15 protein-coding genes are annotated in these 12,703 nt (G+C 46.2%); 3 read left to right on the top strand and 12 right to left on the bottom strand.

The features are described 5' to 3' along the window. Nucleotides 1–64 precede the first annotated feature (64 nt). Entirely contained in the window at nucleotides 65–856 is a 792-nt protein-coding gene (locus tag D2910_RS10740; RefSeq protein WP_101802186.1) for an SDR family oxidoreductase, read from the top strand. A 75-nt stretch (nucleotides 857–931) separates the two neighbouring features. Beyond that, on the top strand, nucleotides 932–1,375 hold the full coding sequence (locus D2910_RS10745; protein WP_084243173.1) for a peptidylprolyl isomerase: 444 nt from the start codon (nucleotides 932–934) through the stop codon (nucleotides 1,373–1,375). A gap of 96 nt (nucleotides 1,376–1,471) precedes the next feature. Here the strand turns inward: D2910_RS10745 and D2910_RS10750 are convergent, their stop codons facing one another. The 8 genes from D2910_RS10750 to D2910_RS10785 all read right to left on the bottom strand — a co-directional run bounded on the left by D2910_RS10750 (nucleotide 1,472) and on the right by D2910_RS10785 (nucleotide 7,372). Further along, nucleotides 1,472–2,200, bottom strand: coding sequence for an amino acid ABC transporter ATP-binding protein (locus D2910_RS10750; RefSeq protein ID WP_084243174.1), 729 nt, complete (start codon nucleotides 2,198–2,200; stop codon nucleotides 1,472–1,474). Next, nucleotides 2,197–2,841: an amino acid ABC transporter permease gene (locus tag D2910_RS10755; RefSeq protein WP_084243175.1), complete on the bottom strand. Its 645-nt coding sequence runs from the start codon at nucleotides 2,839–2,841 to the stop codon at nucleotides 2,197–2,199. The genes D2910_RS10750 and D2910_RS10755 overlap by 4 nt, the downstream gene beginning before the upstream one ends. A 237-nt stretch (nucleotides 2,842–3,078) precedes the next feature. Beyond that, entirely contained in the window at nucleotides 3,079–3,870 is a 792-nt protein-coding gene (locus tag D2910_RS10760) for a transporter substrate-binding domain-containing protein (protein WP_101802187.1), read from the bottom strand. An 89-nt stretch (nucleotides 3,871–3,959) separates the two neighbouring features. Continuing rightward, a complete protein-coding gene (locus D2910_RS10765; RefSeq protein WP_084243177.1) occupies nucleotides 3,960–5,048 on the bottom strand; it encodes an AI-2E family transporter in 1,089 nt (362 codons plus the stop codon). An 83-nt stretch (nucleotides 5,049–5,131) separates the two neighbouring features. Then, nucleotides 5,132–5,416, bottom strand: a complete 285-nt coding sequence (locus D2910_RS10770; RefSeq protein ID WP_084243178.1) for a hypothetical protein — start codon at nucleotides 5,414–5,416, stop codon at nucleotides 5,132–5,134. A 95-nt stretch (nucleotides 5,417–5,511) separates the two neighbouring features. Continuing rightward, nucleotides 5,512–6,231 carry a type 1 glutamine amidotransferase domain-containing protein gene (locus D2910_RS10775; RefSeq protein ID WP_117313488.1) on the bottom strand — a complete coding sequence of 240 codons (720 nt, stop codon included), beginning with the start codon at nucleotides 6,229–6,231 and terminating at the stop codon, nucleotides 5,512–5,514. Between the two features lie 119 nt (nucleotides 6,232–6,350). Continuing rightward, on the bottom strand, nucleotides 6,351–6,797 hold the full coding sequence (locus tag D2910_RS10780; protein ID WP_117313489.1) for a YaiI/YqxD family protein: 447 nt from the start codon (nucleotides 6,795–6,797) through the stop codon (nucleotides 6,351–6,353). Next, complete coding sequence (locus tag D2910_RS10785; protein WP_117313490.1) at nucleotides 6,797–7,372, bottom strand: DUF1836 domain-containing protein; 576 nt, start codon at nucleotides 7,370–7,372, stop codon at nucleotides 6,797–6,799. Before D2910_RS10785 ends, D2910_RS10780 begins: the two co-directional genes overlap by 1 nt. A gap of 138 nt (nucleotides 7,373–7,510) precedes the next feature. Between D2910_RS10785 and trhA the strand changes: the two genes are divergently transcribed. Further along, a complete protein-coding gene (gene trhA / locus D2910_RS10790) occupies nucleotides 7,511–8,158 on the top strand; it encodes a PAQR family membrane homeostasis protein TrhA (protein ID WP_117313491.1) in 648 nt (215 codons plus the stop codon). 474 nt (nucleotides 8,159–8,632) lie between these two features. On the opposite strand, the gene D2910_RS10795 is transcribed toward trhA, so the two are convergent. The 4 genes from D2910_RS10795 to D2910_RS10810 form a co-directional block, all read right to left on the bottom strand. Further along, nucleotides 8,633–9,466 (bottom strand): STAS domain-containing protein, encoded by an 834-nt coding sequence (locus tag D2910_RS10795; RefSeq protein WP_165850175.1) that lies wholly within the window; start codon nucleotides 9,464–9,466, stop codon nucleotides 8,633–8,635. A gap of 80 nt (nucleotides 9,467–9,546) precedes the next feature. Then, nucleotides 9,547–10,722, bottom strand: coding sequence for an MFS transporter (locus tag D2910_RS10800; protein WP_117313493.1), 1,176 nt, complete (start codon nucleotides 10,720–10,722; stop codon nucleotides 9,547–9,549). Further along, a complete protein-coding gene (locus tag D2910_RS10805; protein WP_117313494.1) occupies nucleotides 10,715–11,149 on the bottom strand; it encodes a MarR family winged helix-turn-helix transcriptional regulator in 435 nt (144 codons plus the stop codon). The genes D2910_RS10800 and D2910_RS10805 overlap by 8 nt, the downstream gene beginning before the upstream one ends. Before the next feature lie 194 nt (nucleotides 11,150–11,343). Continuing rightward, the gene (locus D2910_RS10810) at nucleotides 11,344–12,612 is read right to left on the bottom strand and encodes an acetyl-CoA hydrolase/transferase family protein (RefSeq protein WP_084243403.1); all 1,269 of its coding nucleotides are present in this window, start codon (nucleotides 12,610–12,612) and stop codon (nucleotides 11,344–11,346) included. Nucleotides 12,613–12,703: the final 91 nt, after the last annotated feature.

The raw sequence follows: 12,703 nt of genomic DNA on the forward strand, positions 1-12,703 counted from the left end.
TGCAATATGCCACTTGATTCGGTAAACTGGGAATTGTAGATTAAATGGAAAGGGTGAAGAACAGATGGATTTGGGATTGAAAGATAAAGTGGTGGCGGTCATGGCATCCAGCAAAGGACTTGGAAAAGCGACAGCGATGGAATTTGCCAAAGAAGGCGCCATCGTTTTCATTTCAAGCAGAAGTGAAGATAAATTGCGGGAAACTGCGGAAGAAATCAAACAGCAATCGCAGAACGATCAAGTCTTCTTCAAGTCGTGTGATATGACAGATGAAAAGGACATTGCGGATTTCTTTGCATTCGTCGCTGATAAAGCGGGACGCGTGGATGTTCTGATCAATAACACCGGCGGACCGAAAGCAGGCGGATTTGATGGCGTAACGGATGAAGATTGGCACAAAGCTTTCGACCAGAATCTGCTCAGTTACATCCGCGCATCCCGTGCTGTTCTCCCTTATATGAAAGAACAGCAATTCGGGCGCATCGTGAATGTATCATCTTCGTCGACGAAAGAAGTTCTGGACGGACTTATTTTATCGAACACCTTCCGCGCGGGAATGGTCGGTTTCGCGAAAACCCTGGCGCGTGAAGTGGCTGGCGATAACATCATGGTCAATACAGTCGGACCGGGCAAAATCTCGACGGACCGGGTAGCTGAACTCAACCAGATTGCCGCTGACAAGCAAAATCTGACGGTTGAACAGGTCGTTGAAAATACCGAGAAGCAGATTCCGAGAGGACGTATGGGAGAACCTGAAGAGTTCGCGAAAATCCTTGTGTTCCTTGCTTCTTCCGCTAATTCTTACATGACCGGCCAATCACTGATTGTCGATGGCGGATTGCTGAAAGCGCTGTGACCGTCAAATCATTATACACAGACCGTCAAAATCGCTATACTTGAGAATGAACAAACCGAAAAGGAGATGTTTTTAATGGCGAAAAAAGGCCACATCCACATGGAAAACGGCGAAATCATCAATTTCGAACTTTTCCCGAATGAAGCACCAAACACTGTAGCAAACTTTGAGGAACTGGCTAACTCCGGTTTCTATAACGATGTAACATTCCACCGCGTTATCCCTGGCTTCGTAAGCCAAGGCGGCGACCCGACTGGAACAGGCGCTGGCGGCAGCGGCAAAACGATCAAGTGTGAAACTGACAACAACCCGCATAAACACCAGGCAGGCAGTCTGTCGATGGCACACGCCGGCAAAGACACTGGCTCAAGCCAATTCTTTATCGTACATGAGCCTCAGCCGCATCTTGACGGCGTTCACACAGTGTTCGGCCAAGTTGACGCTGCAGGCGTGGAAGTTGCACGCGCAATGAAAAACGGCGACAAAATGACGAAAGTACATGTGTTTGACGAAGAATAGAAAAGTGACGACGCCCGTTCAACTCTTCGGAGTCTGAACACAGAAAAGCGACAAACAAAAAATCCTTACCGAAATCTCGGTAAGGATTTTTTCTGTCTATAAAACTTTGCTCAAGAAAGCTTTCGTCCGTTCGTGCTGCGGATTGCCGAATAATTCCTTCGGAACGTTCTCTTCGACGATGTATCCGCCGTCGATAAACAGGACGCGGTCGCCCATCTCGGCAGCGAAGCCCATTTCGTGGGTTACAACCACCATTGTCATGCCTTCCCGCGCAAGTTCCTTCATTACATCCAGTACATCCCCGACCATTTCGGGATCAAGCGCAGATGTCGGCTCATCAAACAACATGATTTTCGGGTCCATAGCCAGTGCCCGTGCAATCGCGACGCGCTGCTTTTGGCCGCCTGAAAGTTCACCCGGATAAGCCTGCGCCTTTTCGCGCAACCCTACTTTATCGAGCAGCTCATTCGCTTTTTTCTCAGCAGTGGCTTTATCCATGCCCTTCAGCTTCATAGGAGCCAGGACAATATTCTGCATCACGGTCTTATGCGGAAACAGATTGAATTGCTGGAACACCATGCCGACGTCCTGCCGGATTTTATTGATGTTATTCTTTGGATCGGTAATATCGACGCCTTCGATATAGACATGGCCGTCCGTGATCTCTTCCAGCCGGTTCAAACAGCGAAGAAAAGTACTTTTGCCTGAACCGGACGGGCCGATTACGCAAATGACTTCCTTTTCTTCGACCACTGTACTCATATCTTTAATAACTTCAAGGTCGCCGAATGATTTTTTTAGGTTTTCAACTCTGATCATAGTCATCGTAATACAAACTTCCTTTCTACAAAGCTCGCCAGCATGGAGAGCAAGTATATGACGATGAAGTAAATGATACCAAGAAGCAAGTAGATTTCAAACGCCTGGAAAGTCGCACTTGCCTGGATACGCCCTTCCTGGGTCAAATCGGCAACACCGATTACAGAAAGAAGAGATGTATCTTTCAAGGAAATGATTGCCTGGTTGGTGAAAGTCGGCAGCATCCGTCTGAATGCCTGCGGCAAAATGATGTGGCGCATGTTCTGAGTCGAATTCAACCCCAGTGAACGAGCCGCCTCCGTCTGCCCTTTATCGATTGATTGGATACCAGCACGGATGATTTCCGAGAAATAGGCCCCGGCATTGATTGCTACGGTTACAATACCGGCTGTGGTATTGTCCATCGAAATGAATTCCAGAGAGTTCAATCCGAAATAAATGAAGAACAATTGAACGATAAACGGCGTTCCGCGAATCGCATCAACGAAAATCTTGGCTATCCAGTTCAATATCTTGAACGGCGACAAGCGCAGCAAAGCCATAAGCAAACCGATTAAAAATCCGATAATGATGGCGATGAAGAAAATATAAAGTGTAATCTGCAAGCCTTCCAGTAAATATGGCAAGGCATTAATCCAAGTTTCCATTCACGTTGCCCCTTCCATAAAAAAAGCGAAAGCGTCCGTTAAGCTCTGACGGGCATAAGGCGATTTGGCGAAGCGGCGTTTTTCAGCCGAACAGCCGAAGTGACTTATGATCCCAAGAGCTAGGCCGCTGTAGTCTGGACAAAATCCGCTCCCTTTAAAGCTTTCTTAAACTTAAAAATGTACAATTTCTTATCCTATAAAAAACGCAGCGCGCATCTGCGCGCTGCATCCCCTGTGTTATTCAGAAATGTATTTGTTCAAAATTTCGTCGTACTCGCCGCTGTCACGCAATGCCTGAAGACCAGCATTGATCTGTTCAAGCACTTCAGCATTTTCGCCTTTCAGCACTGCGATACCATATTGGTCACCAGTCAGGCGGTCACCTACAGTTTTCAGATCAAGACCACTTTCAGCAATCGCATAAGCGATGACAGGGTAGTCTTCAAGAAGGACATCCGCATTTCCGTTCGATACTTCCTGGAACATGGATGGGCTGTCTTCGAATTGTGCAATTTCATAACCATATTCTTCTTCGTTATCACGGGCAAATTGTGCTCCCGTTGTCCCGCTCTTAACCGCAACTGTTTTGCCTTCAAGATCTTCCATAGAAGTGATCTCCGAGTTATCCGATTGAACAACAAGCGTCAATCCTGCATCGAAATAAGGATCGGAGAAATCCACTACTTCTTTACGTTCATCCGTAATACTCATCCCTGCAATCGCAATATCCAATTGACCGGCCTGCAAAGCTGGAATGATTCCGCCGAAGTCCATCGGGTTGAATTCGATATCAAACCCTTGATCTTCAGCAATCGCATTGATCAGGTCAATATCAATCCCTGTATATTCCCCGTCCACTTCATATTCGAACGGCGGGTAAGTCGTGTCTATTCCCACTTGATATGTTTTGCTTTCGCCGCCTTCAGTACCGCTTCCTTCTCCCCCGGAAGTCGATTCATCATCGGATCCACATGCCGCGATAAACAGCATCAATGCTAAAAGCATCACAATAAAACTGAACTTTTTCATCATATTTCCCCCTTTGTATAAATTAAGTACATTACTAATATATCATAATATTCTCAAACTTAATAAGATAATCATATATTTCTCTGTGGTCAGTCAGAACTTTGTGCAACTTCCCGTTTCTTTCTCAGCCTGATAAAAAGCCTGAAATTATGAACCAGTGTTTTTACTACGGCATACAGCGGGATAGCAATCAAAAGTCCGATAAATCCATAGAGGGCTGCTGCGATCATCAACAAGAGGATGATCGTCAAAGGATGAATATTAAGGCGGTTACCCATGATGTTCGGCGTAATCAGATTGCCTTCCAATTGCTGAACAACGAGCAGAACGAGTACAACTTTGACCGCCATCAATGGTTCGCCATTGACCAGAGCTACGAATATGGCAGGAATGATGCCCAGAATCGGTCCCAAAAAAGGGATTATGATCAGGAACATCGCAAAAATAGCTAAAGATAATGCGTACTCCAACCCAATAATCCAATAACCGATAAACATCAGCACACCGACGGTCATTGCCACCAGTGCCTGTCCGACGATATAGGCGGATAAAGTCGCATCCACATCGCTCAATAGTTTCCTGCCTTCCGGCTTATGTTCTTCAGACAGATATTTCGTAATATGCGGAACAAGTTTTTCGTCATCTTTCAATAAGAAGAAAAGTATGAATGGCACGACGATGATGACGACTGCAATATTCATCAATGCAGTTAAGATGCTGGCAACATTGTCGACCAGCCCGTCCGAAGCGGATTGTATATAAGATAATGCCCTTGCGCGAATTTCAGATCCCTGGAGCCCCATGAATTCGAATCTCGCCATAGCTGTTTCAGATTCCTCTGTCACTTCCTCCACTTTTTCCGGCGCCAATTCCAAAAAGCTCTCTACCTGCGCCTTGACTGTCGGTCCAAAAAAATAGATTCCAATTGCAAAAATGGATGCGATGACAGCAAAAACAATGGCGATGCCAGCTAATTTCGGTACATAGCGCCTCAGCAGATTCACCAGCGGACGAAGCAGATAATAAAACAGGCCAGCGATTAAAATAGGCGCAAAAAGTGTAGTAATTATAACTTTGAACGGCCACAGCGCATAATCGATCTTGCCAAGGAAAAATAGGATGATCAATATCAGCAATGCGCCAGTGGCATACTCAAAAAATGGTTTTCTAATCCACAAATGGCTTCCTCCTCCCTCTAAATGAAACCGCCAAAAAGAGCGAAAGTAAAAATCTCTTTACTTCCGCTCTGAAAATCCATGTATTATTTGTCTTTTTCCAATTCTTCAAGCTCTCTGTGTGTTTGCGGGAAAGCATTAGCCTGCCATTCATCACGGTAGGCCGAATCCAACTGGGTCAAACCTTTTTCCGCGTCATCTTCATCCGCTTCAACACTTTCGCGCTGGTCGATTTCCTTGCTGTTATGCATATGCACATCTTTATCGAGCGCTTCCTGCTTCGCTTTTTCCTGATAGGATTTATACACAAAAATCCCGGCTGCAGCCGCAAAAGCACTGGTCAATAATGAAATCATTGTTGAATTTTTCATCGAATCCCTCCAAATAAAACTTTATATTTCCACTATATAATGTTGTATACCCTTAAAAATTAAGTTTAATTAGGAAAAACGAAGATTTTTCATCTTCACAGTACATAGACGTCCTTATTTTCTTTCTGCCTGAACGTTTCAAGCTGTTCCAGCAGCTTCAGGGCAACACCTTTTGCCGAAGCCGGATTCTGGCCGGTTATGAGTCTGCCTGAAACCACTGTGCAAGCGGCCATGGGTACAGAAGCTTTTTTATAAAGCCCGCCTCGCTCCTTCAATACCTGCTCGAGAGAAAAAGGGATATGCTTATACATGCCCAGCGCTTTCTCTTCCACATCCGAGAACCCGGTTACGACATGGCCCGAAACCAAAAGCCGGCCATTCGAAAGCCGCACGTTCTGGATGCCGCTTGGCCCGTGGCAAACAGCGGCCACATAGCCGCCCTGTTCATAAATCTCACGGGTCAATTCCTGCAAATCTTTGTCGTCCGGAAAATCCATCATCGTACCGTGCCCGCCGGTAAAGTAGATTGCTGCATAATCTCCAGGATCCACTTGTTCAGGCACCAACGGTTTTTTCAGCTGGACCATGAAATCATCATCCATATAATAATTCCGTGTCTGCTTATGTGTCACAGCCCCCACCAAGCTTCGCGGATCAATCGGAACCCGGTCAGCTGCTGTGCTGACGATATCCACTCCATAACGGTCTTTGACTTCATGGTAAAAATCCGTAAGCTCTCTCAACCATAATCCTGTTTTCTTCCCTTTTGGTCCCAGCGCCGAATGATTTGTCACGACAATCAATATTTTATCCATGCCAATCCCCTTTCGGATATTTTCCGTATTTTTTACATTATTCCCTCTTGAAAAGTTTTTACTCCCTGCAAATGAAATGAAAAACGATGGGACAGCCTATGCAAGGCCATCTCCATCGTTTAACGTGTTCCTATCTTTTCAATCAACCCTTCCAGGTTCATCGTGAATTTTTCATTGTCTTCCGGTTTACGCTTTTTCGGACCTTTCATCCGGCCGCCGCCCTGACGGATTTTTTTGGCAATATGCCGGCCATGCAAAAGCTGGTCAATGTTCTCTTCCGAGTAGAGCCTGCCGTTCTGATCAATCGGATAGCCCTGCTTTGCCAGTACCATCGCAGCCAGGCCATAATCCTGCGTCACGACTATATCCCCTTTTTTCACCCGATTGACCAGCACGAAATCGACGGCATCCGGACCCTTGGAGACAGTCACCGTTTCAGCGCCTTCCCTGTACATCTCATGTGACGTATCACATAACAGAATCACATCCAGCTTATATTTCCGCGCAGCAGCGATTGTCTGATCCACTACCGGGCAGCCGTCTGCATCGATCAATACTTTTACCATCAGGCTTCTTCCCCTTCCACCATTTCATCGACCAAAATTTCAGCCGCTCTTCTGTAAAGATTGCTCATATGGACGAGCGACGCAATCAGCAGAACTTTATCGATCTCTTCGCGGTCATCACCGAAATCCGCCGATTCCGTTTGCGCCTTTTCCATCTGCTGCTCCACATTCTCTTTGAAAATTCCGTCGTTATATCGCTGAATCTCCAGATAACTTTCATAAAAACCGCTAAGATCGATTTCTTTCTGTGCCGCTTTTTCATTGATGCCCGCAAGCACTTTTTTTACATCATTGATCGATAATGCGCTTTTCATCTGATAAATCAAGTTGATTAACATTACATGATTCCGGGAATATTTTTTATTGGTCACCGGATAGAATAATTTCCCTTTGGCATAATTATTGATCATGGTCTTGGTCAGGATTTTCTCCTCCGGATTCCTCTTCGTTTCAGCAAAACCCGTATCAAACAATTGAATGACTTGATCAATGTACAAATCTATTCTGGGAATTTCTTCGGTCGGAATTTTTTTCTCCAGCGCGAGCTTGTCTATTAACTGTTTGGCATCCGCCATATTCGAATCCCCCCTCATCAAAAGCGATTGCTTTAATTTTATACTATGATCACCGAATAGCCAAACTTGACTAGCAAAATAACTACGTATATTATATTAAGTAGTTATTAAAACTATGTAATGAAGAGGAGATATTTTATGGATACATATTTCAGAGAACCTTTTAACGCTATATCCCATCTAATCGGTGGTGTCCTTTCCATCGCGGCCCTATTAGCTATGGTCATCAAAGCGAGCTCCACTGGACTGCCGACTCTCCACATCGTGTCAGTCATCATTTTCGGTGCGAGCTTGATCTGCCTCTATACGGCCTCGACTGTTTATCACGCGGCAAAAGGGAAACCGGAAACCATTGCATTCCTGAGAAAATTGGATCACTCGATGATATTCCTGTTGATCGCGGGCTCATACGCTCCTTTCTGCCTGATTGCACTCGACGGCTCACTCGGCTGGATCGTATTCTCTCTGGTGGCTGTTCTTGGAATCAGCGGCATCCTCTTTAAAATGGTCTGGTTCCACTCACCGCGCTGGCTTTCGACGGCTATCTACATTGTAATGGGCTGGATCATCGTATTTGCTGTTGTGCCTTTGGCAGAAAATCTGTCAGCGGTCGGCTTATCCCTATTGGTCGGCGGCGGTATCATGTATACAGTAGGCGGCATCATTTACGGGTTGAAACCAAACTTCCTGTCTTTCAAATACGCCGGCTTCCATGAAATTTTCCACATCTTCATACTGCTCGGCAGCCTGTGCCATTTCCTGGCCGTTTATTATTATGTACTTTAAATGAAAAAAACCAGCCGCAAGATTTAACTTGTGGCTGGTTTTTAGGCTGTCGAGAAAGATCATCTGCTTCAATCATTTCGCTGCAGACGGACGCGTTCCGCAGGGAGCTGCCTGAGCCTCCTCGTGAGCTTCGCTCTCTGCGGGGTCTCAGGACTCGCTCTGTTTCCTGCAGGAGTCGCCGTCTGCTGCTACATTTTATATCTATAGAAGCAAGTGAATATTTTTCTCAAAAACAAAAATAGTTAGATTACTTCTTTATAGAAAGCGTTTCTGAGATATGGAACAAAACAGCGAAGACTCCCAGGTGACTAAGCGAAGTGCTGAGATCCACTCGGGCGAAGTGGAACGAGACCGAGTTAGCTCAGCGCGAGCCACCAGGAAAGCGGAGCTGTTTTGTGGAATATCGCTTTCCTAATTTTCTTTTTCAACAAGCCGAAAACCAGCCGCAAGCGTTAACTTGTGGCTGGTTTTTTTCTATTCTTGAGTCTCCAAAGCACGCATCAGGTTTGCGTGGACTTTGATGTCTTTGAAATTGATGCCCAATGTAATGGCGGTCTGGGCAATTTCCGGCCGGATGCCTGACAGCACCGACTGCACACCGATGATTTTCAGCGACTCCATCACTTGGAAAATTTGCTGCGCCACCATGGTATCGATGATGGCCACTGCCGATAAATCGATGTAAAGCGTATCGAGTTGCTGTTTCACGCTTTGTTCCAGGGCGGTTTCCAAAATGATTTTAGCGCGGTGGGTATCGATATCTCCCACTAACGGCAGGATGCCGACCCCTTTTTTGATCGGAATGACAGGACTGCTCAGTTCGTAAATCATCTGCCGCTGACTCTGGAGCATCCTTTGATCGGCTTCGTAATGCCGGATGGCGAAGCGCTCGATAATGTAATCGAAAGAGTCGTTCAAGACTTCTGCCCAGTTTAACGCATCGTCACTGTTTGCATCAAAATCCTCATTGAAGAACTTGCGTACATAGCCCCAGTAGATTCCGCGGAATACCCGAATCTGCGCAATCACTTCATGCAAGGGCACGGATTGGCGGGCACGCGCTGTCGCGATTGTTTCCACCCATTCTTCCAGTTCCACAAGAAATTCATCTTCACTTTTGATGAAAACGGAAGTCACCGCTTCTATAAAAGCATCATTCTGTTTCTTCAATTGTTCTTCCACCTGAGAAGAGACATTACTCGAATACATGGAGCCATCCGCTTTTTTCCGGCTGCCCAGCCATTCCTCCGTCAGCTTTTTTTTATTGCTAAGTATGTAATTATATAATTCCTCATTTTTTTGTCCCATGAAAAACAAAAACCCCTTCTGCTTGCAGACTATCTTTTCAGTATAATGTATTTTCCATATTAAATAAAACCTGACCCGGTTCAGCTTCTTGCAGAACCGGCAGTTCTGGCGCTTATCCATTTATAATAAACACCGATCAGCAAGACAAAAATCGCCAGGGTCAAATACAGTTTCGAATAGCCGAGAGCAGAAGCCATCACGCCGAGGGCAACCGCTCCAATAGCAATACCGGTATCATAAAAGGCGAAAAAGGTGCCTGTTGCGTATCCGCTCCGGTGTTTATCGGCAGCCTCGATCGCCAGCGTCTGAAAACTCGGCAGCAAAGTCCCATACCCCAATCCGATCAACGCCCCCGACAACAGCAGCATCCAGGAAGATGTCGTATAACTGAGGGTCCATAAGCCGATGGCGAAGACGATGATTGAAGGAATGATGACATAATCCGGGCCTTTTGCGTCAAACAGCCGCCCAGTAAACGGCCGTACCAGCAGCATCGCCACTGCATAGACGACGAAGAAGAAACTTGCCGTCTGTAAAAGACCTAGCGCATCGGCATAGACCGAGATGAATGTGATGATGCTGGCATAAGCGAAAGAAATAAGGAATCCGACACTGGCAATCGGCATACTTTTCGTTTCCAGAAAATTGCTGAGGGCAAGCTTGCGACGAGCCGCTGTTTCTTTCGGTATCTTCTCCACCTGGACCAGCAAAGCGCAGACAAAACCAATAACCATGATTGCCCCGAAAATGATGAAGATAACCCGAGAGGACACTAACGGCTGCAAAGTCAGCGCGATGAACGGTCCTGCCACCACAGCCAGGTTCATGGCAATGGCATAATAACCCATGCCTTCACCGCGGCGCTCAGGCGGAATAATATCAGCTGCGATTGCACCCGCCACCGTGGTTACAAGGCTGAACCAGATGCCGTGGAAAAAGCGCAGAAGGAGCAGCGCCGCAAATGTGCCGATGAAGATATAGAGAATCGTACTGATGGCAAACATCAGCACTGAAAACACGAGCACTTCTTTATTGCCGAATTTATCGAGGATCATTCCCGCAGCCAGACGCATGATGATGGCACTGACCAGGAACACGGACGTGGCCATGCCGCCTTCCGCCACCGTACCGTTTAAATCTTCCAGCACATACAGCGGCACAAATGTCAGCAACGCGTAAAATACTGTAAAAATAAAAAAAGTGCTCACAGATATATTGATGAAGCTTTTTGTCCAAATCGGTTTTCTCTCAATCATTTGTTACATCCTTTTCAGTCCGCTCTGCAGAATGGATCTTTTTCAGCAAAGCTTTTAATTGCTGCTGTTCTTCCCGGCTCAAATACGAAAGCATGCCATTTTCAATCGCCGTGACCCGTTCTTCGATTTCAGCAACTTTCGATTCTGCCTTAGCTGTCAGGCAGACAATGCGCTGGCGTTTGTCGCCCCCTTCTTTCCGTTCGGCCCAGCCGCTTTCCTCCAGCTTTGAAACGGTCCGGGTAACGGTCGGTGCCTCCACGTTCAAGTACTGCCAAATTTCCTTTTGTGTCATCGGGCCAAATTGCTTCAAGCAAAATAAAATCGACCATTGTGCACTGTATAATTCATATCCCTTCAGAACCTCATTGACTTCTTTAATCGCCAAGCGGGATTTCTGATGGATTTCATGAAACAAAAGATTCTCCATGCTAACTGCTCCCTGTAAATTATTTACCTAAGTAAGTATATTGGGTTTTACAGGGAAAGTAAAGGTTGTGTCTTGAGCTGTGAAGCGCTGCAACCTCATCAGGCAGCCACTTTCTGACATCCACGATAAAAAACCGGAGAAAGCAGCGCTTTCTCCGGTCCAGTAATCATAGGCTGTCAAATGACTTTATTACATCAAATAATAATTCCGTTCTTCTTGGCGTCAAACATCAATTCTTCACGAAATTTCGGATGAGCGATGCTGATCAGGCGCTTGGCGCGTTCTGAAATAGAGACGCCGTGGAGGCGGGCCATGCCGTATTCTGTGACGATATTATCGACATCGTTCTTGCCGGTCGTGACGACGGAGCCCGGCGCCAATTGCAGCTTGATGCGGGACAGGCTGTCGCCTTTGGCAGTCGACGGCATACAGATATAGCCTTTGCCATTTTCCGCGAAACGCACGCCGCGCGCAAAGTCGACTTGTCCGCCGCTTGAAGAATAGTATTTTCCGCCAACTGTCTCAGAAGCGCATTGACCGAAAAGATCCACTTCTGTTGTGGCATTTATCGAAACGATATTCTTTTCTTTAGCGATTTCCCGTGGGTCATTTACCGTGCTGACCGGCAGGAATTCAACCACCGGATTATTATCGAGGAAATCATATAGCTTCTTCGAACCGTAGGCAAAAGTTGCGATGACTTTTCCCCGGTTCGTGAATTTACGTGTGCCATCGACAGCGCCGGCTTTCACCAGATCCACGACGCCGTCCGGCAGCATTTCCGTATGGATACCGAGGTGGCGATGATCTTTCAGCATGCTGATGACGGCGTTCGGAACCGAGCCGATACCGATTTGCAGCGTATCGCCATCTTTAATGTCTTCAATGATCGATGACGCAATTAATAAATCCTTGTCACTGATCTCCCCTGCTTTTTCTTCAGATAAAGGTGCATGGTGCTCGACGAAACCGGCGATTTGGCTGATATGAATTTGGTTGTGGCCGTAAGTTCTCGGCATATTTTCATTGACTTCAAGTATAAACGGAACTTCCCCGACAAATTCGGCCACGTAATCAGCTTGAGTGCCAAACGTGAAATAGCCATGTTCATCCATTGGCGAAGCCACAGTCATGATCATGGACATTTTCGTCGTCTTTTTCAACATCTTTGGAATTTCATGAAAATTATTCGGCACTAACTCCATCTTCGCCTGCTGATAAACTTTGCGGGTCGCACCGCTCAGGAAATAGGATACATGCTTTAATTGTTCGAGCTCCCCTTTAATATAGCTGCGTTCACGCAAAGCCAGCATCTGATGGATCTTTACATCATTCAGCTGATCCGCCCTCTCTTCCAGGATATCCAGCAATTTGATCGGTTCACCGTTGGCAATCGGGATGATGATATCGGCTCCTTGACCGATCAGTCCGACCACTTCTTCAGGATTCAATTTCTTCGTCATTCTCTTCACTCCCGCTTCTTCTGTTACCAACCACTTTATCATATATATTGCCTGCTTCCGTATTTGCAAACTTTCCCTTAAATTCGGTTTT

Origin of the sequence: Planomicrobium okeanokoites (genome assembly GCF_003428875.1) — a bacterium.
Lineage (GTDB): Bacteria > Bacillota > Bacilli > Bacillales_A > Planococcaceae > Planococcus > Planococcus okeanokoites.

Bases quoted from the DNA above. Each gene is read 5' to 3' on its own strand.
- D2910_RS10800 (WP_117313493.1), bottom strand. From the start codon at position 10,722: ATGATTGAGAGAAAACCGATTTGGACAAAAAGCTTCATCAATATATCT.
- trhA (WP_117313491.1), top strand. From the start codon at position 7,511: ATGGATACATATTTCAGAGAACCTTTTAACGCTATATCCCATCTAATC.
- D2910_RS10750 (WP_084243174.1), bottom strand. From the start codon at position 2,200: ATGACTATGATCAGAGTTGAAAACCTAAAAAAATCATTCGGCGACCTT.
- D2910_RS10745 (WP_084243173.1), top strand. From the start codon at position 932: ATGGCGAAAAAAGGCCACATCCACATGGAAAACGGCGAAATCATCAAT.
- D2910_RS10760 (WP_101802187.1), bottom strand. From the start codon at position 3,870: ATGAAAAAGTTCAGTTTTATTGTGATGCTTTTAGCATTGATGCTGTTT.
- D2910_RS10775 (WP_117313488.1), bottom strand. From the start codon at position 6,231: ATGGATAAAATATTGATTGTCGTGACAAATCATTCGGCGCTGGGACCA.
- D2910_RS10785 (WP_117313490.1), bottom strand. From the start codon at position 7,372: ATGGCGGATGCCAAACAGTTAATAGACAAGCTCGCGCTGGAGAAAAAA.
- D2910_RS10805 (WP_117313494.1), bottom strand. From the start codon at position 11,149: ATGGAGAATCTTTTGTTTCATGAAATCCATCAGAAATCCCGCTTGGCG.
- D2910_RS10780 (WP_117313489.1), bottom strand. From the start codon at position 6,797: ATGGTAAAAGTATTGATCGATGCAGACGGCTGCCCGGTAGTGGATCAG.
- D2910_RS10810 (WP_084243403.1), bottom strand. From the start codon at position 12,612: ATGACGAAGAAATTGAATCCTGAAGAAGTGGTCGGACTGATCGGTCAA.
- D2910_RS10755 (WP_084243175.1), bottom strand. From the start codon at position 2,841: ATGGAAACTTGGATTAATGCCTTGCCATATTTACTGGAAGGCTTGCAG.
- D2910_RS10740 (WP_101802186.1), top strand. From the start codon at position 65: ATGGATTTGGGATTGAAAGATAAAGTGGTGGCGGTCATGGCATCCAGC.
- D2910_RS10795 (WP_165850175.1), bottom strand. From the start codon at position 9,466: ATGGGACAAAAAAATGAGGAATTATATAATTACATACTTAGCAATAAA.
- D2910_RS10770 (WP_084243178.1), bottom strand. From the start codon at position 5,416: ATGAAAAATTCAACAATGATTTCATTATTGACCAGTGCTTTTGCGGCT.